Annotated in this window: 22 protein-coding genes; 13 read left to right on the forward strand and 9 right to left on the reverse strand. The window is 70.0% G+C overall.

Annotated elements, in window-relative coordinates:
- Window positions 1–63 precede the first annotated feature (63 nt).
- Together Q0Z83_RS06350 and Q0Z83_RS06355 are read left to right on the forward strand one after the other, a co-directional pair.
- A complete protein-coding gene (locus Q0Z83_RS06350) occupies window positions 64–1185 on the forward strand; it encodes a sensor histidine kinase (RefSeq protein WP_317792853.1) in 1122 nt (373 codons plus the stop codon).
- Complete coding sequence (locus Q0Z83_RS06355; protein WP_317792854.1) at window positions 1178–1840, forward strand: response regulator; 663 nt, start codon at window positions 1178–1180, stop codon at window positions 1838–1840. Before Q0Z83_RS06350 ends, Q0Z83_RS06355 begins: the two co-directional genes overlap by 8 nt.
- 12 nt (window positions 1841–1852) lie before the next feature.
- On the opposite strand, the gene Q0Z83_RS06360 is transcribed toward Q0Z83_RS06355, so the two are convergent.
- From Q0Z83_RS06360 to Q0Z83_RS06375, 4 genes are all read right to left on the reverse strand, one after another.
- Window positions 1853–2404, reverse strand: a complete 552-nt coding sequence (locus Q0Z83_RS06360) for a TetR/AcrR family transcriptional regulator (protein ID WP_317792855.1) — start codon at window positions 2402–2404, stop codon at window positions 1853–1855.
- The gene (locus tag Q0Z83_RS06365; protein ID WP_317792856.1) at window positions 2401–2727 is read right to left on the reverse strand and encodes a DMT family transporter; all 327 of its coding nucleotides are present in this window, start codon (window positions 2725–2727) and stop codon (window positions 2401–2403) included. Before Q0Z83_RS06365 ends, Q0Z83_RS06360 begins: the two co-directional genes overlap by 4 nt.
- Window positions 2728–2784: 57 nt before the next feature.
- Complete coding sequence (locus Q0Z83_RS06370) at window positions 2785–3240, reverse strand: hypothetical protein (RefSeq protein WP_317792857.1); 456 nt, start codon at window positions 3238–3240, stop codon at window positions 2785–2787.
- Between the two features lie 214 nt (window positions 3241–3454).
- The gene (locus Q0Z83_RS06375; RefSeq protein ID WP_317792858.1) at window positions 3455–4009 is read right to left on the reverse strand and encodes a hypothetical protein; all 555 of its coding nucleotides are present in this window, start codon (window positions 4007–4009) and stop codon (window positions 3455–3457) included.
- Window positions 4010–4048: 39 nt separating this feature from the next.
- On the opposite strand from Q0Z83_RS06375, the gene Q0Z83_RS06380 reads away from it, so the two are divergent.
- On the forward strand, window positions 4049–5239 hold the full coding sequence (locus Q0Z83_RS06380; RefSeq protein ID WP_317792859.1) for an MFS transporter: 1191 nt from the start codon (window positions 4049–4051) through the stop codon (window positions 5237–5239).
- 66 nt (window positions 5240–5305) lie between these two features.
- Here the strand turns inward: Q0Z83_RS06380 and Q0Z83_RS06385 are convergent, their stop codons facing one another.
- Window positions 5306–6568 (reverse strand): alpha-hydroxy-acid oxidizing protein, encoded by a 1263-nt coding sequence (locus Q0Z83_RS06385; protein ID WP_317792860.1) that lies wholly within the window; start codon window positions 6566–6568, stop codon window positions 5306–5308.
- A 204-nt stretch (window positions 6569–6772) separates the two neighbouring features.
- Here Q0Z83_RS06385 and Q0Z83_RS06390 point away from each other — a divergent pair, with 204 nt between their 5' ends.
- Window positions 6773–7372: a TetR/AcrR family transcriptional regulator gene (locus Q0Z83_RS06390; protein WP_317792861.1), complete on the forward strand. Its 600-nt coding sequence runs from the start codon at window positions 6773–6775 to the stop codon at window positions 7370–7372.
- A 326-nt stretch (window positions 7373–7698) separates the two neighbouring features.
- Here the strand turns inward: Q0Z83_RS06390 and Q0Z83_RS06395 are convergent, their stop codons facing one another.
- Window positions 7699–8376 carry a GNAT family N-acetyltransferase gene (locus Q0Z83_RS06395; protein ID WP_317792862.1) on the reverse strand — a complete coding sequence of 226 codons (678 nt, stop codon included), beginning with the start codon at window positions 8374–8376 and terminating at the stop codon, window positions 7699–7701.
- A gap of 13 nt (window positions 8377–8389) precedes the next feature.
- A complete protein-coding gene (locus Q0Z83_RS06400) occupies window positions 8390–8803 on the reverse strand; it encodes a VOC family protein (RefSeq protein ID WP_317792863.1) in 414 nt (137 codons plus the stop codon).
- A gap of 85 nt (window positions 8804–8888) precedes the next feature.
- Between Q0Z83_RS06400 and Q0Z83_RS06405 the strand changes: the two genes are divergently transcribed.
- Complete coding sequence (locus Q0Z83_RS06405) at window positions 8889–9887, forward strand: helix-turn-helix transcriptional regulator (RefSeq protein WP_317792864.1); 999 nt, start codon at window positions 8889–8891, stop codon at window positions 9885–9887.
- A gap of 11 nt (window positions 9888–9898) precedes the next feature.
- Here the strand turns inward: Q0Z83_RS06405 and Q0Z83_RS06410 are convergent, their stop codons facing one another.
- Complete coding sequence (locus Q0Z83_RS06410; RefSeq protein WP_317792865.1) at window positions 9899–10849, reverse strand: LacI family DNA-binding transcriptional regulator; 951 nt, start codon at window positions 10847–10849, stop codon at window positions 9899–9901.
- A gap of 246 nt (window positions 10850–11095) precedes the next feature.
- Here Q0Z83_RS06410 and Q0Z83_RS06415 point away from each other — a divergent pair, with 246 nt between their 5' ends.
- From Q0Z83_RS06415 to Q0Z83_RS06445, 7 genes are read left to right on the forward strand one after another with little or no spacing between them, the layout of a single operon-like run.
- On the forward strand, window positions 11096–14686 hold the full coding sequence (locus Q0Z83_RS06415) for a nitrate reductase subunit alpha (RefSeq protein ID WP_317797040.1): 3591 nt from the start codon (window positions 11096–11098) through the stop codon (window positions 14684–14686).
- Complete coding sequence (narH, locus tag Q0Z83_RS06420) at window positions 14686–16188, forward strand: nitrate reductase subunit beta (protein ID WP_317792866.1); 1503 nt, start codon at window positions 14686–14688, stop codon at window positions 16186–16188. Before Q0Z83_RS06415 ends, narH begins: the two co-directional genes overlap by 1 nt.
- The gene (gene narJ / locus Q0Z83_RS06425) at window positions 16188–16799 is read left to right on the forward strand and encodes a nitrate reductase molybdenum cofactor assembly chaperone (RefSeq protein WP_317792867.1); all 612 of its coding nucleotides are present in this window, start codon (window positions 16188–16190) and stop codon (window positions 16797–16799) included. The genes narH and narJ overlap by 1 nt, the downstream gene beginning before the upstream one ends.
- Complete coding sequence (gene narI, locus Q0Z83_RS06430; protein ID WP_317792868.1) at window positions 16796–17530, forward strand: respiratory nitrate reductase subunit gamma; 735 nt, start codon at window positions 16796–16798, stop codon at window positions 17528–17530. The genes narJ and narI overlap by 4 nt, the downstream gene beginning before the upstream one ends.
- A 10-nt stretch (window positions 17531–17540) precedes the next feature.
- Entirely contained in the window at window positions 17541–18095 is a 555-nt protein-coding gene (locus Q0Z83_RS06435; protein ID WP_317792869.1) for an isochorismatase family protein, read from the forward strand.
- A 13-nt stretch (window positions 18096–18108) separates the two neighbouring features.
- Window positions 18109–18429: a carboxymuconolactone decarboxylase family protein gene (locus Q0Z83_RS06440; RefSeq protein WP_317792870.1), complete on the forward strand. Its 321-nt coding sequence runs from the start codon at window positions 18109–18111 to the stop codon at window positions 18427–18429.
- Entirely contained in the window at window positions 18426–19022 is a 597-nt protein-coding gene (locus tag Q0Z83_RS06445) for a class I SAM-dependent methyltransferase (protein WP_317792871.1), read from the forward strand. The genes Q0Z83_RS06440 and Q0Z83_RS06445 overlap by 4 nt, the downstream gene beginning before the upstream one ends.
- Window positions 19023–19142: 120 nt before the next feature.
- Here Q0Z83_RS06445 and Q0Z83_RS06450 read toward each other — a convergent pair whose 3' ends face one another.
- Entirely contained in the window at window positions 19143–19475 is a 333-nt protein-coding gene (locus Q0Z83_RS06450; protein ID WP_317792872.1) for a DUF6232 family protein, read from the reverse strand.
- Window positions 19476–19723: 248 nt separating this feature from the next.
- On the opposite strand from Q0Z83_RS06450, the gene Q0Z83_RS06455 reads away from it, so the two are divergent.
- Entirely contained in the window at window positions 19724–20929 is a 1206-nt protein-coding gene (locus Q0Z83_RS06455) for an MFS transporter (protein ID WP_317792873.1), read from the forward strand.
- Window positions 20930–20960: the final 31 nt, after the last annotated feature.

Genomic DNA, 20960 nt, shown 5'->3' on the forward strand with positions numbered 1-20960 from the left:
TGGCCGGGTGACCGGCGGATTGGTGTGAAGGTGGAGGAAACACCGGCGAGGAGGACACCGCGGTTGTCCCTGTTCTGGCGGATCTTCCTGCTCAACGCGGCGGTCGTGACGGCGGCGTTCGCGCTGCTCATGGTCGGTCCGTTCACGGTCTCCACGCCGGTGCTGCTGACCGAGGCGATGATCCTCAGCGGCGTGCTGGTGGTGATGCTGGTGGCCAACGCGGGCCTGCTGCGGCTCGGCCTGGCTCCGCTGGAGCGGCTCGCCCGCACCATGAACACGGTCGACCTGCTGCGTCCCGGCCACCGGCTCGCCGTCACCGGCCGCAGCGGCATCGCCGACCTGATCCGCAGCTTCAACACGATGCTGGACCGGTTGGAGGCGGAGCGGGCGACCAGCGCGGCCCGCGCGTTGTCGGCGCAGGAGGCCGAGCGTCAGCGGATCGCGCAGGAGTTGCACGACGAGGTGGGGCAGACCCTCACCGCGGTGCTCCTGGAGCTGAAACGGGTCGCCGACCACGCACCCGAGCCGGTGTCCGGCGAGGTCAGACAGGTGCAGGAGACGGTCCGCAACGGGCTCGACGAGATCCGCCGCATCGCCCGCCGGCTGCGACCGGGTGTTCTGGAGGAGCTGGGCCTGGCCAGCGCGCTCAAGTCACTGGCGGGGGAGTTCTCGACGCCGGGTGTCACCGTGCGCCGCACCATCGACGGCGATCTGCCGGATCTGGGGAAGGAGACGGAGTTGGTGCTCTACCGGGTCGCGCAGGAGTCGTTGACCAACACCGCCCGCCACTCCGGGGCACGGCAGGTGACGATCAGCCTCTCCTACCTTCCGGGCCCGTCGTCCGCCGGCCGGCTGCCTACGGCACCGGCGCCCGCGGAGGAGACAAGACCGCTGCCGGGAGAGCCTGGTGACGGGCGCGAGCGATCGGGCCGGTCTGCCGATGGCCGCGAGCGATTGCCGCAGCGGCCGGATGACGGGCGTGAGCGGTCGACCGTCGGTTCGGTCGAGCTGCGTATCCGGGACGACGGGCGGGGTGTGGCCGGAGCGCCGGAGGGCGCCGGTGTGCGGGGCATGCGCGAGCGCGCACTCCTGATCGGTGCCGATCTCACCGTCGGCCCAGCCCCCGGACGGGGTACTGAAGTTCTGCTGCGAGTGCCGCTCGGCGGAGAGGACCACCATGACTGACCGCGGGCCCGCCCGCATCCTGCTCGCCGATGATCATGCGTTGGTGCGGCGCGGAGTGCGGCTGATTCTCGACAGCGAACCAGACCTGACCGTGGTCGCCGAGGCCTCCGATGGGGCCGAGGCGGTCACCCAGGCCCGCGCGGAACGGCCCGACCTGGCGATCCTCGACATCGCCATGCCACGGCTCACCGGCCTTCAGGCGGCCCGGGAGCTGTCTCGTCTCCTGCCGGACATGCGCATCCTGATCCTGACCATGTATGACAACGAGCAGTATTTCTTCGAAGCGCTCAAGGCCGGGGCGTCCGGCTACGTACTCAAGTCGGTCGCCGATCGGGACCTGGTCGAGGCCTGTCGGGCCGCTGTCCAGGGTGAGCCGTTCCTCTATCCGGGGGCCGTCAACGCTCTGATCCGCAACTATCTGGAGCGTGTCGCCGACGGTGACGACCCAGCCTCCGGGCGGGCCATCACCGACCGGGAGGAGGAGGTGCTGAAACTGGTCGCCGAGGGCCACTCGTCCAAAGAGATCGCCGACCTGCTGGTGATCAGTGTCAAGACCGTGGAACGCCACCGGTCCAATCTGCTCCAGAAACTGGGCCTCCGTGACCGGCTCGAACTGACCCGATACGCGATTCGCGCCGGCTTGATCGAGCCATGACGCGGACCCGGTTCACGAACTCAGTTTGCGGATCGCGGAGGTCAGGCGTGCGGCGTCCAGTTCCGTGTCGCTCACCAGGGCCTGGAGGATGAAGCCGTCCAGCAGGGCGCAGATGTCCCGGGCGGTGGAGGTGCCGACCGTGGCGATCAGAGTCTCCGGGATGTCGTTGATCCAGGCCTCGGCCAGGGGGCGCAGAGCTTCGTCGCGGGCCGCCGTCACGAACAGTTCGTACTCGATGCGGACCTGGCGCCGGTCGGCGAGGTACTCCTGGACCAGCTGGGTCAGCGCCTCCGGCATGTCGGGGGCGGTGCGCAAGCGCTCGTCCCAGGCCTGGAGCTCGGTCTGCAGGGCATCGAGCGCATGTCGCAGACCGGCCGCGATGAGGTCGTCGAGTGTGGGGTAGTAGTAGGTGGTCGCGCCCAGGGGCAGGCCGGCGCGGGCCGCCACCGCGCGATGGGTGGTGCGGCCCACGCCGTTCTCGGCGACGACCTCCATGGCGGCCGCGGCCAGAGCTGCCTTGCGGGCCTCCGGGTCACGGGCGCGCTGAGGGCGGCGAGCGGTCAATGGGCGCCGCTGGTGTTGAGATTGAGCATCACGACTCCGCCGATGATGAGAGCAATGCCCGCCACCTTAACCGTCGTGAGTGGTTCGCCGAGAAAGACCGCGCCGATCGCGACGATCGCGGCGGTGCCGACTCCCGACCAGATCGCGTAGGCGACGCCCACCTCGATGCTCTTGACGGCCTGTGCGAGCAGAACGAAGGACGCGGCGTAACCGGCGAGGACGGCCAGGGTGGGCCAGAGGCGGGTGAAGCCGTGGGTGCTTTTCATGAGGGCGGTGGCGACGAGTTCGGCGGCGATCGCGATGAACAGGAACAGGTAGTGCACGGTGGGCCTTCGATCTTAACTTGTACGGATGTACAAGTACGATCGTACAAGAAGAGGTCACGCCAGAGCCAGGGCGAGGAAGCCCACTCCGATCGCGGCGCAGAGCGCGCCCAGGCCGATGACCAGCAAAGTCACCTGCCACGCCTGGTAGGCGCCGAGCAGCGCGCCACGCAGCGTCTCGCCCATGAAGGCGGTCTCGCGGAGCTTGCCCAGCTTTTCGTCGTTCTTGGATTTCTGGCACTCGGCGGCTATCTCCGCATACGTGCGCCCACCTGTCGCCGCGGCCACGTGTTCGGCGATCAGATCGGAGTAGGCGCGGGCCTCGGTTCCGGTGCGGACCGGACGGCCCGCATACGCGCCGAGGGTCGCCGGCAGACCCGCCGGCGGGAAGGAGATGCGCTGCTGCTCGAGTTCGTGGGTGACGCTGCGTCGGCCCGCGAACCCCTGGAAGATCATGATCGGGGCGGCGGCGAGCAGGGCCAGGCCGACCAGTCCGAGAATGGTCTGAATCATGCCGCCGAGTCTGCTGCGATGAACTCCCCGTCAGGCAGGGCCGGACGTCCCCAGCCACCGGGACACCCGAGGCCCCGGCGACCGCGGATCTCAGTCGTCGGGGCGGATGCCGGTCCGGTTCGCCGCGGATCTCAGTCGTCGGGGCGGATGCCGGTTCCCGTCCGCCTCGGATCTCAGTCAGCGGGGCGGATGCAGGCCAGGTCCAACCCGGAACTCAGCCTCCGGGGCGGCTACAGGGCGCGCCGATCGACATCTCCACCACGGCCTCCCCGCCGGTGGGGGTGGTGATCCGGATCGGGACGCAGTCGGCCTCGGCGACCCATGTGCCGCCGGCGAAGACCGTCCACGCCGCGTCGTTCGGGCACGCGCTCACCCGTACCGCGATGGCTGGTTTGAAATCGGTGTCGCCCCAGCTCAGCCGAGCCCGATCGGCCCAGCCGGGCAGCAGGCTCAGATCGGCTGTCGCGCCGGTCCGGACCAGCAGATCCCACTCGGCGAACAGACGCGTCGCACCCTCACCCGACGGCTGCAGAGCCGGCTCCAACACCCGATCGACCGCCGGAACCGCCACCACCCCGGCGACCTCCTGATACGAATCGCCGGGATCGTCCTGCCGGCCGATCGCGCCCGTGCACTCGACGACCGGCCCGGCACTGAAAGGCCCACCCGACGGCACCGAGGGTGATGGGTCCAGGATGCCGGGATCCTCACCGCAGCCGGCGGTGCCGACCATCAAGAGCAGGGCGATCACCTTCCGTACGATCGCCATGGGCCGATTTTGTCAGAGGGTCCGTCTAATGTGCCCGGCATGGACCCCGCGCGCCGTGGCCGGATCGCCACCTCCCTCGTCTTCCTGATGTTCGGTGCCGCGCTCGGGGTGTGGACGGCGCGTATCCCGGCGGTCAAGGAGAACCTGGGCCTGACCGACGGCCGGCTCAGCATCGCGCTGCTCGCCTTCGCTGCCGGATGCATCACCGGGATGGCGCTGATCGGTCGCCTGACCGACCGTTTCGGCAGCTCACGAGTGCTCGTCCCAGCCGCCCTACTGGAGGGCGTGCTGCTCATCCCACCGGCGCTCGCCGGTGGGCTGGTGGAGCTGGGTGTGGCGCTGTTCGTCTTCGGGGCCGTGCACGGCACGCTGAACATCGCGATGAACGCCAACGCGGCCGAGGTCGAGCGGGCACACCGGCGGCCGATCATGGCGTCGTTCCATGCGCTCTACAGCATCGGCGGGTTCTTCGGAGCCATCGTCGGCAGCCTGTTCGCGCATGCCGGGCTCAGCGTCGCGACGACCTTGATCAGCGTGGGTCTCGTCGCGGTGGCACTGGCCGCTGTGGCGTCGCGATGGGTGCTCAGGTCGTCGCCGGCCGCCGCGGCCATGACCGACTCCGATGATCGGAGCTCGGCCGGTCGCCGGTCGTTGCTGATCTTCTTCGGGGTCGTGGTCCTCTGCACGCTGGTCGGCGAGGGCGCCGCCGCCGACTGGAGCGCGGTCTACCTCCGTGACGAGCTGGGCACCTCGGAGGGGTTCGCGGCGTATGGCTACGCGGCCTTCGCGATCATGATGACCGCCGGGCGCCTGGTGGGTGACCGGGTCGCCGGGCGGTTCGGTTCGGTGACGCTGATCCGGGCCAGCGGCCTGATCGCCGCGGTGGGCCTCGGCGCCGGCCTGCTGATCGATCATCCGCTGGCCGGAGTCGCCGGGTTCGGGCTGCTGGGGCTCGGGGTGTCATGTGTCGCGCCGCAGTTCTTCTCCGCGGCGGCGGCCGTGGACCCGAGCCGTGCCGGGCGGGCGCTGTCGACAGTCGTGAGCATCGGCTACGTCGGGTTCCTGCTCGGGCCGATCGCGATCGGGGCGGCCGCCACAGCCGTCGGGTTGCCCACGGCACTGTGGATTCCGGTGGCGCTTGCCGTCTTCGTCGCGTTGAGCGCCGGCACCATCCGGACGGTTCGCCGAGCCGACGCCCTCAGCGGCGAGCGACCAGCCGCCGCCGCCTGACCCGGGCCGGCGGAGCGTGTCCTCGCCCGTCTGTCTTGGGCTGGTGGCGGGTTTGCGGGAAGCGGTTCAGGCGGGTGTCAGGAGGTCGCGGGTGATCGAGGTGATGTCCGGGGCGCCGGACAGGGCCATCGTCAGGTCCAGTTCGGCGATCACGTTGCGGATCACGTCCTCGACGCCGCTCTGGCCGGCGATGGCCAGGCCGTACATGTAGGGGCGGCCCAGGAGCACGGCGTTCGCACCGAGGGCGAGCGCGGTGAAGACATCGGCGCCGGTGCGGATGCCGCTGTCCAACAGCACCGTCGGCTCCGGGCCGAGTTCGGAACGGATGGTCACGAGCGCGTCGAGGGAGGCGATGGCATTGTCGATCTGGCGGCCACCGTGGTTGGACACCACGATCGCGTCGGCGCCGAGGTCGAAGGCGCGGCGGGCGTCGTCCGGGCGCAGGATGCCCTTGAGGACGATCGGCAGGCGGGTCCGGTCCCGGAGCGTGGCGAGATGATCCCAGCTCAGACCGGGGTTCGAGTAGATGTCTAGGAACGTCTCCACCGACGCCTTCGGCAGCGGCGAGCGCAGGTTCGGCCAGAATCGGCCCGGATGATTGCGGGTCATCGCCAGCAGCGTGCGGATCGCACCGAGCGTGACCTCCGGCTTCGGCGACGGCTGCCCGGCCCGCTCGGTGGCGATCTCCTGAAACCGGGGATCCGAGGTGTACTGGGCGATGCCCTGCCCCCGGCTGAACGGCAACGAGCCCAGGTTGAGGTCCTGCGGCCGCCAGCCGAGGACGGTGGTGTCCAGGGTGACGACCAGCGCGCCCGCCCCGATCGCCTCGGCCCGGGCGATCAGGCTGTCGACGAGCTGCTCGTCCTTGCTCCAGTAGAGCTGGAACCATCGGGCCGCGTCGCCCATCGCCGCGGCGCAGTCCTCCATCGGATTGCAGCCCTGATTGGAGAAGACGTAGGCGGTTCCGGTCGCCGCGGCGGCGCGGGCGATCTTCAGATCGCTGTCGGCGGCCATCAGCGCACCGGCCCCGACCGGCGCGAGCAGCAGCGGAGACGAGTGGCGGGTGCCGAACAGGTCCACCGTGAGCTCACGGTCCACGGCGCCCGAGGCCATCCGCGGTGCGATCGCCCACCTGTCGAAAGCTTCCCGGTTACGGCGCATGGTCCGCCCCTCGCCGGCGCCACCCGCCACATAGGCCCAGGCCCGCGGGCTGCTGGCCCGGCAGGCGCGGCGCTCCAGTTCGGTGAAGTCGGCCGGGACGGCGGGCCGTCGGCCAAGAACCCCCTGGCGGTAGATCGTGCTCAGGCGGGCAAGCCCGGCTCCGGACATCGGCTCCTCCTCCGGCGGATGTTGCGGTGGTCGTGGGCGCTGCGGGACGCATTGTTGCTGGCGGTGCGGGAGAGCGGCGGGGATTCGGGCCGTCGGAGGAATCGTTCTTGGGGCGGCCGGCAGGTGCTGGACCGTTCGGCTGCCACGCTAAACCAAGTCAGATGACTTGAGAAGTCGGCTGACCTGCAAAGTTAGGATCCGGGGGTGACAAGCGGTGGGGTTCGAGCGGCACGGCGTGAGCAGGCGGTCGAATCGCTTCTCGACGCGACTCTGGAAAGCCTCGCCACCAGCGGGTTCGCGGCGACCACGACACGGGGTGTGGCCCAGCGGGCCGGTGTCAGTCAGGGCTTGCAGCAGCACTACTTTCCGACCAAGGCCGCGCTCATCGACGCGGCCATCAACCGGCTTGCCGGACGACTGCTGGACGAGGCGTCCCGGCCCGTTGAAGGAGCCACCGAACGACGGCGGGCCGAGTTGCTGCTGCGCCGGGTGTGGGAGAGTTTCAGTTCGCCGGTGCTCGCGGTCGTCGCGGAGTTGCTCGTGCTCGGCCGCACCCACCCGGACACGGCCGAGAAGACCGCCACCACGCTGGTCGCCGTCACCGACCGGGTCGTCGCGGTCGCCGAGAAGGCGCTGCCGAGGTATGCGACGCGGCCGGGATTCCGGGAGTCGCTGCTGGTCGCTCTCAGCGCGATCCGTGATACCACGACCGTCGCCCGGATCCCCGGGACCGCCCGGGCACTCCCGACCATCGAGACGATCACGGCCGCCTTCCTGCGGGCGGTCGGTGAGCCGACGGACTGACCGGGCAGCCTGCGGTGCGCCTTCCGGGACGGGGCGGTCGATGGGCCGGCCTCGTCATGGGGACGGATGGAGGCACGACCCCATGTAGCGCGCTCGGTGGAACGACTCCGGATGAGCGACCGGTGGGTCGGGCGCGGGTCGAAGCGCGGTTGCGTGCCAGGGCGGGGCGAGTGGTGGGTCGGGTGCGGGTCGAGGTGCGGGTGCGGGACGGGTGATCGGTGAACCGGGGTGGGGATGCGCAGAGGCGGATCGGGGCGCTGAGGGCAGGGTGGTTTGGAGGCCGGTTCGCGGAATCGGCCTCGGAGAATCGGAGGGCGGTGGGGGTACTAGAGGGAGGTCTTGATGCCCAGGTAAGTGAGCGGGCCGGGATCCGGAACCGGAAGGACGGTGAAGCCCAGGCGGTCGTAGAAGCCTCTGGCTTTCACGTTCGCGGTCAGCATGCCCAAATGGACGCCGGGTGCGTCGACCGTGCTGAGGAAACGGTCGATCAGGCGGCGGCCGAAACCGCGGCCCTGATAGGCGGGTAGGAGGTCGATGTGCAGGTGGGCGGGGTAGCCGTCCAAACCGTCGACCAGCATGCGCTCGGGGTTGAAATGTAGGGCGACCATGTCCTGTTCGGCGGTTCGTGGCGGCTCGGGCGGTACCGGATAGCGGTCACCGACCAATGGAATCCACTCGGCGCGGTAACGGCGTACGAAATCGGGGGTGTCGGCCGTGCCCACGACGTAGCCGACGGTCTCGCCGCCATCGTCGACCACGAATGCCAAATGGGGGTCCAGGTGGGCGTAAGGTCCGGCGAACAGGTCGCCCATCAGGTCGTCGCTGGAATACCGCCCACGGGCGTCGTCGCCGGCGTCGGCGGTGCGGACGCAGATGTCATAAACGGCGGCGCGGTCGGCGGGCCGGTACAGGCGAATTTCGGGCACGCCCGCACGGTATGCGGTGGAAACGCTTCCACCGCAACCCTCATCCGGTACGGCCACGCCGCCGCCGACCGCAGCCATGTGATGCCGCGCTCTATCCGTGGCGTGCGGCGAGCACGTCCAGGTAGTGCTGGTTGTACATGATGCCGAGGAGGTTGCCGAACGGGTCGGTGACCGACGCCGTGGTGAAGCCGGGGCCGCGTTCGGCGGGCTTGTCGTGCTCGGTGGCGCCGAGGGCCAGCAGGCGTTCGTAGGCGGCCTCGACGTCGTCGACCGCCCAGTAGACGATCGCTCCGGACGGCCGGCCGGTCGGCCGGTGCGGGGCGAACCTCGTGTTGAGCAAGCCGAATTCGTGCTGGTAGTCGCCGGTTCGCCATTCCAGGTAGGCGGCTTCCGGGCCGACGTCGCGGATGAAATACGGCTCGGACTCGAAGACCTGGGTGTACCAGCTTCGGGCCGCGGCCATGTCGTCGGCGAAGAACGTGATCGTGGTGAGTCCGCGGAGCATGTCGATGTCCTTTCGTCGCTGTCGAGGACCATGTTTCCGGCTTAAGTGCTCACCTCCTGAGCACTTTTTCTGCGAACCTTTCGACATGCGTGCGGACCGGCTCGTCGCCACCCTTCTGTTCATGCAGACCCGTGGGCGGGTGACCGCCGCCGAGGTCGCCGCTGAACTCGAAGTGTCGGTCGCGACCGCCCGCCGTGACCTCGAGGCCCTGTCCACGGCGGGTGTCCCGGTCTATCCGCAGCCCGGCCGGCACGGTGGTTGGTCACTGGTCGGTGGTGCCCGGACCGACCTCAGTGGTCTGTCGGCCGCCGAAGCGCGGGCGCTGTTCCTGCTCGTCGGGCCGACGGCGGTGTCCGGCGAGGCGAAGGCGGCGCTGCGCAAACTGCTCGGGGCGCTGCCCGCGCCGTTCCGGATCGAGGCCGAGGCCGCCGCCGGTGCCACCCGGATCGACCCGGCTGCCTGGGGCGAACGGGAGAAACCGCAACCGGAGGTGGTGGCCCTGCTCCAGGAGGCGGTGGTCCGGCGTCGTCAGATTCGCTTCGCCTACCGAAGTCCCTCCCGCGGAAACAGCGGCGACCAGAAGGCGCAACCGGGAGCGAAAGCCGGTGGGCGGGCGGCCGGAGGTGAACGCGAGCGGATCGCCGACCCGTGGGGTGTGGTCGAGAAGGGTGACCTGTACTACCTGGTCGCGGGGACTGCGAAGGGGCAGCGGACCTTTCGGGTCGACCGGATGTCCGCGGTCGCGGCGACCGGGGAGACGTTCGAACGACCGGAGGACTTCGACCTGGATGCCTCCTGGGGGCAGACCGTCGGCGAGGTCGAGGGGATGCGGGCTCGCACCTGGGCGACGCTGCTGATCGCGGAACGGTTCGTCTGGGTGCTCCGGGACCACTTCGGACGGCACTGTGAGGTGATGGAGACGCTTCCCGACGGGCGTGCCCGGGTCCGGGTCGGTGCTCCGGAACCGCGCGACATCGCCCGCACGCTCTCCGGGTGGGGTGCGGCCGTCGAAGTGCTCGACCCTTCCGAGGTCCGTGCCGAGTTGGCCCGCATCGGCGCTGAACTAGTTCAGATCTATCGATAGGAGGCGGCGGCTCAGGCGCTGGCTCGTAGGACCGGAAGGCTGGGGAACCGGCGGATCCGGGGTGCGGTGCCCAGGGCGGCGGCCGCCGCCGCGGCCGCGATCAGCTCCACCGGATGGGTCGCCGTGGACAGGGCCGGATGGGTCCAGGCGGCGACCGGGATGTCGTCGAAACCGGTGACGGCGATGTCGTGTGGGACGCGGATGCCGGCCTCGGTCAGGGTCTGCAGCACGCCGACGGCGGTGGCGTCGCTGACCGTGGCGATCGCGTCGGTGTCCGGCCAGCGGCGGAGAACGGTTCGGGCGGCGGCACGGCCCCGGGCGGCGGTGAAGTCACCGGCGACCACCCGGCTCGGCAGGCCGGCCGCGGACATCAGTGCGGTGTAGGCCGCCAGCGGTGCCCGTGCGGCGGCCAGCCACGACGGGCCACCGACCAGGGCGATCCGCCGCCGGCCGCCGGCGTGCAGGTGCCGGAGCAGGGCGCCGATCCCGCCGGTGCTGTCCACATCCAGCCCGTCGGCGCCGATCGCGGCGAACCGGCCGCGCAGCCGGGCCGGTATGCCGTCGAGGGAGTCGTGTCCGGCCATCACCACGGCGGCGATGCTGCGGTCGGCGGCGATTCGGTCCAGTTCGGCGGCCGCGTTCAGGGGCAGGTGACGCAGGGAGACGCCGAGCCCGGCCGGTTCGGTGGCGGCGGCCATCGCGGCGGTCGCCCTGGTGACGAACGGGTCGGACAGGACGTCGGCGCGACGGTCCCGGACCGCGAACAGCAGGCGTGTTCCGACGCCCCGGGCCAGGCGGCTGGCCACCGGATGCGGCACGTACCCGAGGTCGGCGGCGGCCCGGCGGACGGCGTCGCGGCTGGCGGCGGAGGCCGGACCTCGCCCGGACAGCACACGGGACGCGGTCGCGACGGACACCCCGGCCAGCCGTGCCACCTCGGCGAGTGCCGGACTGCTGCTCATAACGAAAATATGCAGGAACCGAGGGGCGGGAGCCAGAGGGCGAGAGCCATAGGGCAGGAGCCGGAGGGCGAGACCCGACGGGCGGCGGACAACAGGGCGGGACTTTAGTCCCGGGTAGAGCGGGCCCGCCGGCTCAGGCGGGTCGGCACGTGATCGGACAGCCTTGAAGCACGTCGGGCAGCCGCTCGGCCGACAGTCGAGCCGGCTAAGGAAACCACCGTGTCACTGGACCCCGGAACCGCCCCGCTGCTGGGCGCACGCCGCTTCCTCACCCGCGAGACGGTCGGCGATCACGGGCGCACCCTGCACCGGGTCGACAACAGCGAGTGGGACGCCTTCTACCGCGACCGCTGGCGCTACGACAAGGTCGTCCGGTCGACCCACGGTGTCAACTGCACCGGCTCCTGCTCGTGGAACGTGTTCGTCAAGGACGGGCTGATCACCTGGGAGCACCAGGCCACCGACTACCCGACCACCGGGCCCGACTCGCCGGACTACGAACCTCGGGGCTGTCCGCGTGGGGCGAGCTTCTCCTGGTACGAATACTCGCCCTCGCGCGTGCGTCACCCGTACCTCCGTGGTGTCCTCGCCGAGATGTTCCGTGAGGCGCGGCAGCGTCTCGGCGACCCGGTCGCCGCGTGGGCGGAGATCGTCGAGACGCCGCTGAAAGCGCAGGCCTACAAGGCGCAGCGCGGGCGCGGCGGGTTCGTGCGGGCGTCCTGGGACGAGGCGATCGAGCTGATGGCGGCCGCGCACGTCTACACCGTGAAGACGTACGGCCCGGACCGTGTCGTCGGTTTCTCGCCGATCCCGGCGATGTCGATGGCGTCGTTCGCGGCCGGCACCCGCTATCACGCGCTGCTCGGCGGCACCCTGCTCAGCTTCTACGACTGGTATGCCGACCTGCCGATCGCGTCCCCGCAGATCTGGGGTGACCAGACCGACGTGCCCGAGGCGGGCGACTGGTGGAACTCGACCTACCTGATGATGTGGGGCTCCAACATCCCGGTCACGCGTACGCCGGACGCGCACTTCCTGGCCGAGGCCCGGTACAAGGGCACCAAGGTCGTCGCGGTGAGCCCGGACTACGCGGACAATGTGAAGTTCGCCGACGACTGGCTGGCCCCGCACCCGGGCACCGACGGCGCGCTCGCGATGGCGATGGGCCACGTGATCCTGACCGAGTTCTTCCGCGACCGCGAGGTCCCGTACTTCCTCGACTATGTCCGTAAATACACCGACCTGCCGTTCCTGGTGACGATCGTGGACGGCAAGGCCGACCGGTTCCTCACCGCCGCGGATCTCGGCGAAGCGGACGGCGAGCACAAGACCGTCTTGATCGACTCGCGTTCCGGCGAGTTGATCACGCCGAACGGCTCTCTGGGCTACCGCTACGGCGAGCCCGGCAGGTGGAACCTCGATCTCGGTGAGGTCGTTCCGGAGATCGGCGTGAAGTCCGACGAAGCCGTCGAGATCGAGCTGGCCCGGTTCGACATCGGCGACACCGAGGGCGGCACCACGATCCGCCGCGGAGTCCCGGTGCGCCGGGTCGGCGAGCATCTCGTCACCACGGTCTTCGACCTGATCATGGCGACGTACGGGGTGAAGCGCGGCGACCTACCCGGCGAATGGCCGACCGGCTACGACGACGCCGAGTCCCCGAACACCCCGGCCTGGCAGGAGCGCATCACCGGCGTCGACGCGAAGCTGGCGGCCCGGATCGGCCGCGAGTTCGCCCGCAACGCCGAGCGCAGCAACGGCCGCTCGATGATCGTCCTCGGTGCCGGCGCCAACCAGTGGTTCCACTCCGACATGACCTATCGCGCGTTCATCTCGCTGGTCACGCTGACCGGCTGCCAGGGTGTGAACGGCGGCGGCTGGGCGCACTACGTCGGCCAGGAGAAGGCCCGCCCGGTCACCGGCCAGCAGCACATGAGCTTCGCCTTCGACTGGCAGCGCCCGATGCGGCACCAGGCGTCGACGCCGTTCTGGTATCTGCACACCGACCAGTGGCGCTACGAGCGCGTCCCGGCCGACGAGCTGGCGTCCCCGCTGGGCACCGGCCGGTTCGCCGGGATGGCGTTCGCCGACACGGTGGCGGCCGCGCAGCGGATGGGCTGGAGCCCGGGCCACCCGTTCTTCAACCGCAACCCACTGGACATCTCGGACTCCGCGCGGGCGGAGGGTATCGGAACCCAGGAGTACATCGTCCGCGAACTCCAGGCCGGAAACCTGAAACCGGTCGCCGAGGACCCGGACGACCCGGCCAACTTCCCGCGCTGCCTGACCCTGTGGCGGGCCAACCTGCTCGGCTCCTCGGGCAAGGGCAACGAGTACTTCATGCATCACCTGCTGGGGGTCGACTCCTCGAAGACCGCCGCCGAGTGCGAGCCCGGCCAGCGTCCCCGCGACGTCACGTGGCGCGACGACGCCCCGGTCGGCAAGCTCGACCTGCTGACCACGATGGACTTCCGGATGACCAACACCGGTCTGCACTCCGACCTGGTCCTGCCGGCCGCCACCTGGTACGAGAAGCACGACATCTCGACCACCGACATGCACCCGTTCGTGCACGCGTTCAGCCCGGCCGTGGAACCGCCCGGCGACGCGCACACCGACTACGACACGTTCCTGGCCCTGGCCGACAAGGTCAGCGAGCTCGCCGAGACCCATCTCGGCACCCGGACCGACGTGCTGGCCGCGCCGCTGCAGCACGACACCCCGGACGAACTGGCCATGCCCGGCGGCCGGGTCCGCGACTGGAAGTTCGGCGAGTGCGAGCCGGTCCCCGGCAGGACCCTGCCGAAGCTGATCGAGATCGAACGCGACTACACCCTGATCGGCCGGAAGATGCGTACGGTCGGCCCGCTGCTCGACAAGCTGGGCACGACCACCAAGGCCATCACCGTCGACGTCACCGACGAGATCGCCTACCTGAAGCACCAGAACGGCGTCATCGACGGCCGCCCGTCGCTGGCCACGGCCGACCGGATGTGTGAGGCGATTCTGGCCTTCTCCGGGACCACCAACGGCCGGATCGCCCACGAAGGCTTCAAGGAGCTGGAGAAGCGCACCGGTCAGAGGTTCACCGACCTGATCGAGGGGCACGAGAAGGACCGGGTCACCTTCGAGGAGACCCAGCAGGCGCCGCAGCCGGTCTTCACCAGCCCGGAGTGGTCCGGCTCGGAGAAGGGCGGCCGACGCTACTCTCCGTTCACGATCAACGTCGAGCGCCTCAAGCCGTGGCACACCATCACCGGCCGCCAGCACTTCTTCGTCGAGCACGACTGGGTGGCCGAACTCGGCGAGCAACTGCCGGCCTTCCGGCCGCCGCTCAACATGGCCCGGCACTTCGGTAGGCCCGGCGACGCGGTCGACGGCGGAGTGACGGTACGGTTCCTGACCCCGCACGCCAAGTGGTCGATCCATTCGATGTACCACGACAACGAGCTGATGCTGGCGCTGTCCCGGGGCGGTCCGGTGATCTGGATGAGCGTCCAGGACGCCCAGAAGATCGGGGTCCGCGACAACGAGTGGATCGAGGCCCACAACCGCAACGGCGTCGTCGTGGCCCGCGCGGTGGTCAGCCACCGGATGCCCGAGGGCACCGTCTTCCAGTACCACTCGCCGGAGCGCACGGTGAACGTCCCCAAGGCTGAGAAGTCCGGTAGGCGGGGCGGCTACCACAACTCGATGACCCGGCTGCTGGTCAAGCCGACCCACCTGGCCGGCGGACACGCCCAGCTCACCTACGCCTTCAACTACTACGGCCCGATCGGCAGCCAGCGCGACGAGATCACCGTGATCCGCCGCCGCACGCAGGAGGTGGAGTACTGATGCGCATTCGAGCGCAGGTCGCCATGGTGATGAACCTGGACAAGTGCATCGGCTGCCACACCTGCTCGGTCACTTGCAAGCAGACGTGGACCAATCGTGAGGGCACCGAGTACGTCTGGTTCAACAACGTCGAGACGAAGCCGGGCATCGGCTACCCGAAACATTACGAGGACCAGGAACGCTGGAAGGGCGGCTGGAAACTCGACCGCAAGGGCCGTCTGGTTCTCCGCAGCGGGGGTCGGGCCAAGCGGCTGAGCCGGATCTTCGCCAACCCGGACCTGCCGACCATCGACGACTACTACGAGCCGGCCACCTTCGACAAGGACATCCTGGTCAACGCGCCGGCCGGGCTCAAGGACACCCCGGTCAAACAGCCGTATTCGAGGCTGACCGGTGAGCCCATGTCGATCGAGTGGGGCGCGAACTGGGAGGACTCGCTGGGCGGTGACTCGGGTAAGAGCGACCCGAACTTCAAGAACATGGTCGAGAAGGTCAAGTTCGAGTTCGAGAAGACCTTCATGTTCCACCTGCCGCGGATCTGCGAGCACTGCCTGAACCCGGCGTGTGTCTCGGCGTGTCCGTCCGGCGCCATGTACAAACGCGAGGAGGACGGCATCGTCCTGGTCGACCAGGACCGCTGCCGCGGCTGGCGGATGTGCGTGTCGGCGTGCCCGTACAAGAAGGTCTACGTCAACCACGCCACCGGCAAGGCCGAGAAGTGCACCTTCTGCTTCCCGCGGATCGAGGCCGGACAACCCACCATCTGCAGCGAGACGTGCGTCGGTCGCCTCCGCTACCTGGGCATTCTCTGGTACGACGAGGACGCCGTGCTCGCCGCCGCGTCGGTGCCCGAGGAGGAACTGCTGGACGCCCAGCGCGCCGTCTTCCTCGACCCGTACGACCCGGACGTGCAGCGGGCCGCCCGCGAAGCCGGCCACCCGGAGGAGTGGATCGAGGCCGCCAAAGCCTCGCCGGTGTGGAGACTGATCAGCGAGTACCGGATCGCGCTGCCGCTGCACCCGGAGTACCGGACGCTGCCGATGGTCTGGTACGTGCCGCCGCTGTCGCCGGTCCTGGACGCCGCGGGTGCCGCCGGACGCGACGACACGAACGCCGACGACATCTTCCACACCATCGACGACCTGCGGATTCCCGTCGAATACCTGGCGTCGCTGTTCACCGCCGGGGACACCGCGGTGGCCGGCGGGGTGCTGATGAAGCTGGCCGCGATGCGCGCCTACATGCGGGCCCGCACGCTGGACGGCACCGTCGCCCAGGAGTTGCTCGACGGCATCGGCATGACCGGCGAACAGGTCGAGGCCATGTACCGGCTGCTGGCCATCGCGAAGTACGACGAGCGGTACGTCATCCCGGCGGCACACCGCGGTCAGGCCGCGGCGCTCGAGGAACTCGGCGGCTGCTCGCTCGACGGCGAGGGCGGCCCGGGGATGGGCGGCAGCGGCCCGGTCGCGGTCAGCATCGCCACGAGAAGGAGTCGCTGATGAACCGCTCGCACCTCTTCCAGCTGGCCTCCCTGCTGCTCACCTACCCCGATCGGGAACTGCTCGACGCCGGCGACGAACTGCGCGCCGCCGCGGCCGGTGTCGACGAGTTCGAGCGGTTCGTCGAGTGGCTGCTCAGCGGCACCCTGACCGAGGTGCAGCGGCACTACGTGGAGACCTTCGACCTGCGCCGGCGCTCCGGGCTGTACCTCACCTACTACCTGCACGGCGACACCCGTAAGCGCGGGATGGCGCTGCTCATGCTCAAACAGCGGTACCGGGCGCACGGACTGCGTCTGGCCGACGGGGAACTGCCCGACCTGCTGCCGATCGTGCTGGAGTTCGCCGCCACGGTCGGGCCCGGCGACGGGGAGGCACCGTTGCGCCAGCACAGGCAGGGGATCGAGCTCCTGCGTTCGGCATTGCACGACACTCGTACGCCGTACGCGCTGATCTTGGATGTGGTCTGCGCCCAGCTGCCGCAACTGACCGACGAAGATCTCGCCGCGCTGACCTTTCTCGCCTTCGACGGGCCGCCCGTCGAGACCGTCGGTCTCGACGAGGTGGGCCTCGGCCCCAATCTTGCTCCTTATGCGGAGGTGTGCAGATGAGCACCCTTGTCTGGATCGTGCTGCCCTACGCCTGCCTGACCGTCTTCGTGGTCGGGCACGTGTGGCGGTGGCGGCACGACCAGTTCGGCTGGACCACCCACACCAGCCAGCTCCTGGAGAACCGGCTGCTGCGGCTCGGCTCGCCGCTCTTCCACCTCGGCGCCTTCGGAGTGATCGGCGGGCACGCGATGGGCCTGCTCGTCCCGGCCTCGTGGACGTCGTCGCTGGGCGTCTCCGAGCACACCTACCACCTGGTGTCGGTCACCGGCGGCACGATCACCGGCATCATGCTGGTCGTCGGCCTGGCGTTGCTGATCGCCCGCCGCTTCGTCAGCGGCCGGGTCCGGCGGGTCACCACGACCATGGACAAGATCTTGTACGCCGCACTGGCCGCCATGGTCGTGCTCGGCATGAGCGGCACCGTGGTGATCAACCTGCTCGGTGACGGGTACGACTACCGGGAGACGATCGCCGTCTGGTTCCGTGGCATCTTCTGGTTCCAGCCCGACCCGGCCCTGATGAGCGACGCCCCGCTGGTGTTCCAGTCGCACGCGATCGGCGGGTTCCTGTTCCTGGCGCTGTGGCCGTTCACCCGGCTCGTGCACGTGTGGTCGGCCCCGCTCGCCTACCTGTGGCGCCCGTACGTCGTCTACCGCGGCCGCCGCACGCCCGCCCCGGCGGCCCAACCGGCTCCGGCGGCTGTCCGGAAGGTTGTCACACCCTCGTCCTAGGGTGGGGACCATGACGACGCTGACTGATCGGCCCCGCACCGCCCTGCTCGTGATCGACGTCCAGGTCGGTGTGGTCGCCGGCACACCCCGACGCGACGACGTGATCGCCAACATCAACACCCTGGTGGACAAGGCCCGCGGAGAGGACGTCCCGGTGATCTGGGTGCAGCACTCCGCCGAGGATCTGCCCCGCGACAGCGACCCCTGGCAGTATGTTCCGGAGCTCACCCAGCGTGCCGGCGAGCCGGTGGTGCACAAGCACTACGGCGACTCGTTCGAGGCCACCGACCTGGAGTCGGTGCTCGCCGAGCGCGGGATCGGTCGGCTGATCGTCACCGGCGCCCAGAGCGACGCGTGCATCCGCTCCACCCTGCACGGCGGCCTCGTCCGGGGCTATGACGTCACGCTCGTCTCCGACGCGCACACCACCGAGGACCTTTCGGCGTACGGGGCACCGGCCCCCGAGCAGGTCATCGCCCACACCAACCTCTACTGGCAGTTCCAGACCGCACCCGGCCGCACCGCCGGGACTGTCGAAACCGAGAAGGTCGACTTCGGCGCGTGACTACGGTGAGACCATGACCGACGACTACCTTCCCAGCGTCTACCAGCAGTTTCTCGACCGTTTCCCGGAGGTGGCCGAGGCACAGGGCAACCTGGCCCGGACCATCCGGGAGCGCAACCCGTTCGACGAGCGCACCGACCGGTTGGTCAAACTGGCCGTCGCGGTCGGTGCCGAGGCGGAGGGCGCGGTCCGGTCCAACGTCCGTAAGGCCCTGCAGCACGGGGCCAGTCTCGACGAGGTCCGGGCGGTCGCCCTCGCCGCCGTCACCACCTGCGGGTTTCCCACCGCCATCGCCGCACTCGGCTGGATAGAAGAGGTAGCAACCGCACCATGAGCACCACCGACAACCTCTGGCTGCAGAAGATCGCCGCCGACCCGGGGCACTCCCGGTGGTATATCGATCGGTTCCGCCAGATGGCCGCCCGCGGCGACGACCTGGCCGGCGAGGCCCGGCTGATCGACGCCATGGTGCCGCGCGGCGCCCGGATCCTCGACGCCGGCTGCGGCACCGGGCGGGTCGGCGGCCACCTCGCCGCCGCCGGGCATCAGATCACCGGCGTCGATCTCGATCCCGAGCTGATCACCGAGGCCCGGTCGCAGCATCCGGGGGCGGCGTGGCAGGTGGGTGACCTCAGCGAGCTCGACCTGCCGGACCGGTTCGACGTGATCGTCTGCGCGGGCAACGTGATGGCGTTCGCCGGGCCGTCGACCCGCGGCGAGATCCTGCGGCGGTTCCGGATCCATCTGGCCGAGGGCGGCCGGGCGGTGGTCGGTTTCGGGGCGGGCCGAGGCTACGAGTTCGACGACTTCCTGGCCGACGCGACAGCCGCCGGTCTCACCCCGTCGTTGCTGCTCGACACCTGGGACCTTCGCCCCGCCAGCCCGGGCGCCGACTTCCTCGTCGCGGTCCTCAGCCCCGCTTCGTAGCGCTTGCCCTCCGCCGCGGTCTTCGGTCCCGCGGTCTTCCGTCTTGCGCCTTGCGGTCTTGCCGCCCTGCGGTCTTGCCGCCTTGTGCCCTGTGCCTTGCGGTCTTGCGCCCGGCGGTCGTCAGCCCCACGGTCTGAAGGGGGTGCCGCCGGTGTCCTCCGGGCGCGGCGGCCTGGGGCGCTCCTCGAGAGCCCTCTGCAGGGCCCGGGTGACCATGTTGAAGACGCGTGGCTCCCGGCTCTCGTAGAGGGTCACCGAACGTCCCCGGTAACGGGCCAACAGCACCCAGACCTGCTTGGCCCGCCACGGCTCCCACCAGTTGCGTTCGACGATCTTGATGGCCACGTCACCGATGTCGGCGATCGCGAACGTCTCGGGTTCCCCGCCCGTCTCCCGGACGAACGCCTCACTGCTGATCTCGGCGTCGTAGCTGCGGTAGTACACCCTCCTCACCAGGACTCCTCTCGCGACGGCCCCCGCAGGTCATGGTCACACGGCCGTCGATGCTCCTCAATCCGTGGGACGGCCGACCCGGAACCGGAACCGTGCTCACCGCCGTCTCGGGCGCCCGGTGTGCTCCTTCGGACCGGGACCGGGGGACCCCGCGGACAGGTCCAACGTCCCTGTTCGCGGGGCCGCTCCGGCAGCGAGGCTGGTGGTGACCCGCAGACCGGGCCACCGCCGGACGATGGAGTGGAACCATGAGCTCACCGCAGACCCCGACCACCCGAACGCCGGGCCGGGCCGGACTGATGCTCGGCCTGGCGACCGTCGGGTTCGCCGTCAACTTCTGGGCGTGGGCACTGCTCAGCCCGCTCGCCACGAAGTTTCAGGCGGCGCTGCACCTGACCCCGTTCCAGCAGGCACTGCTCGTCGCCGTGCCGGTCGTGGTCGGCTCGGTGGGACGGATCCCGGTCGGCGCGCTGACCGACCGTTACGGCGGCCGGGTGATGTTCCCGCTGATCTCACTCATCACCATCGTGCCGGTTCTCTACCTGGGCCTGTTCGGGCACGACGCGCTCACGTCGCTGCTGGTCGGCGGGTTCTTCCTGGGCATCGGCGGCACCGCGTTCGCGGTCGGTGTCCCGTTCGTCAACGCCTGGTTCCCGCCGGAGCGGCGCGGGTTCGCCGTCGGTGTGTTCGGCGTCGGCATGGGCGGCACCGCGATCAGCGCGCTCACCACGGTCAAACTGGTCGACGCCGGTAGCACCGCCACCCCGTTCCTGATCACCGCGGGGGTGCTGGCCGCATACGCCGCGATCTCCTGGCTCGTCCTCCGCGATGCGCCCGGGCGCCCGGTGCCGACCGCACCGCTCGCGCAGCGTCTCGCCGCGGTTCTCCGACTCAAGATCACCTGGCAGGCGTCCGCCCTGTACGCCGTCGCCTTCGGTGGCTACGTCGCCTTCTCCGTCTACCTGCCCGCCTACCTGAAGACCGCCTACGGCCTCACCCAGGCCGACGCCGCCAACCGGATGGCCGGCTTCGTGCTCCTCGCCGTGATCATGCGGCCCGTCGGTGGCTGGCTCGCCGACCGGTTCGCCGCCAGCCGGGTCCTCGCCGTCGCGCTCGGTGTGGTCGTCCTCGGTGCGGTCGTGCAGTCGTTCACCCCCGGCCTGGCGCCGGTCGGCACGATTGCCTTCCTCGCCATGGCGGCCGCGCTCGGCACCGGCAGTGGCGCCACGTTCGCCCTGGTCGCGCAGACCGCGCCGGCCAACCAGGTGGGTGCGGTCACCGGTGTCGTCGGCGCCGCGGGTGGTCTCGGTGGCTTCATTCCGCCGCTGGTGATGGGCGTGATCTACGGCGAGTTCCAGTCGTACGCCCTCGGGCTCGCCCTTCTCGGGGTCGTCGCCCTGGCCGCTCTGCTGCTCGACGTCCTCTCCGTCGGCCGCCGCCCGGTGACCGCCTGACCGTCCCCCGCTGAACCCCCGGCTGCTCGTC

Origin of the sequence: Actinoplanes sichuanensis (genome assembly GCF_033097365.1) — a bacterium.
Taxonomy (GTDB): domain Bacteria; phylum Actinomycetota; class Actinomycetes; order Mycobacteriales; family Micromonosporaceae; genus Actinoplanes; species Actinoplanes sichuanensis.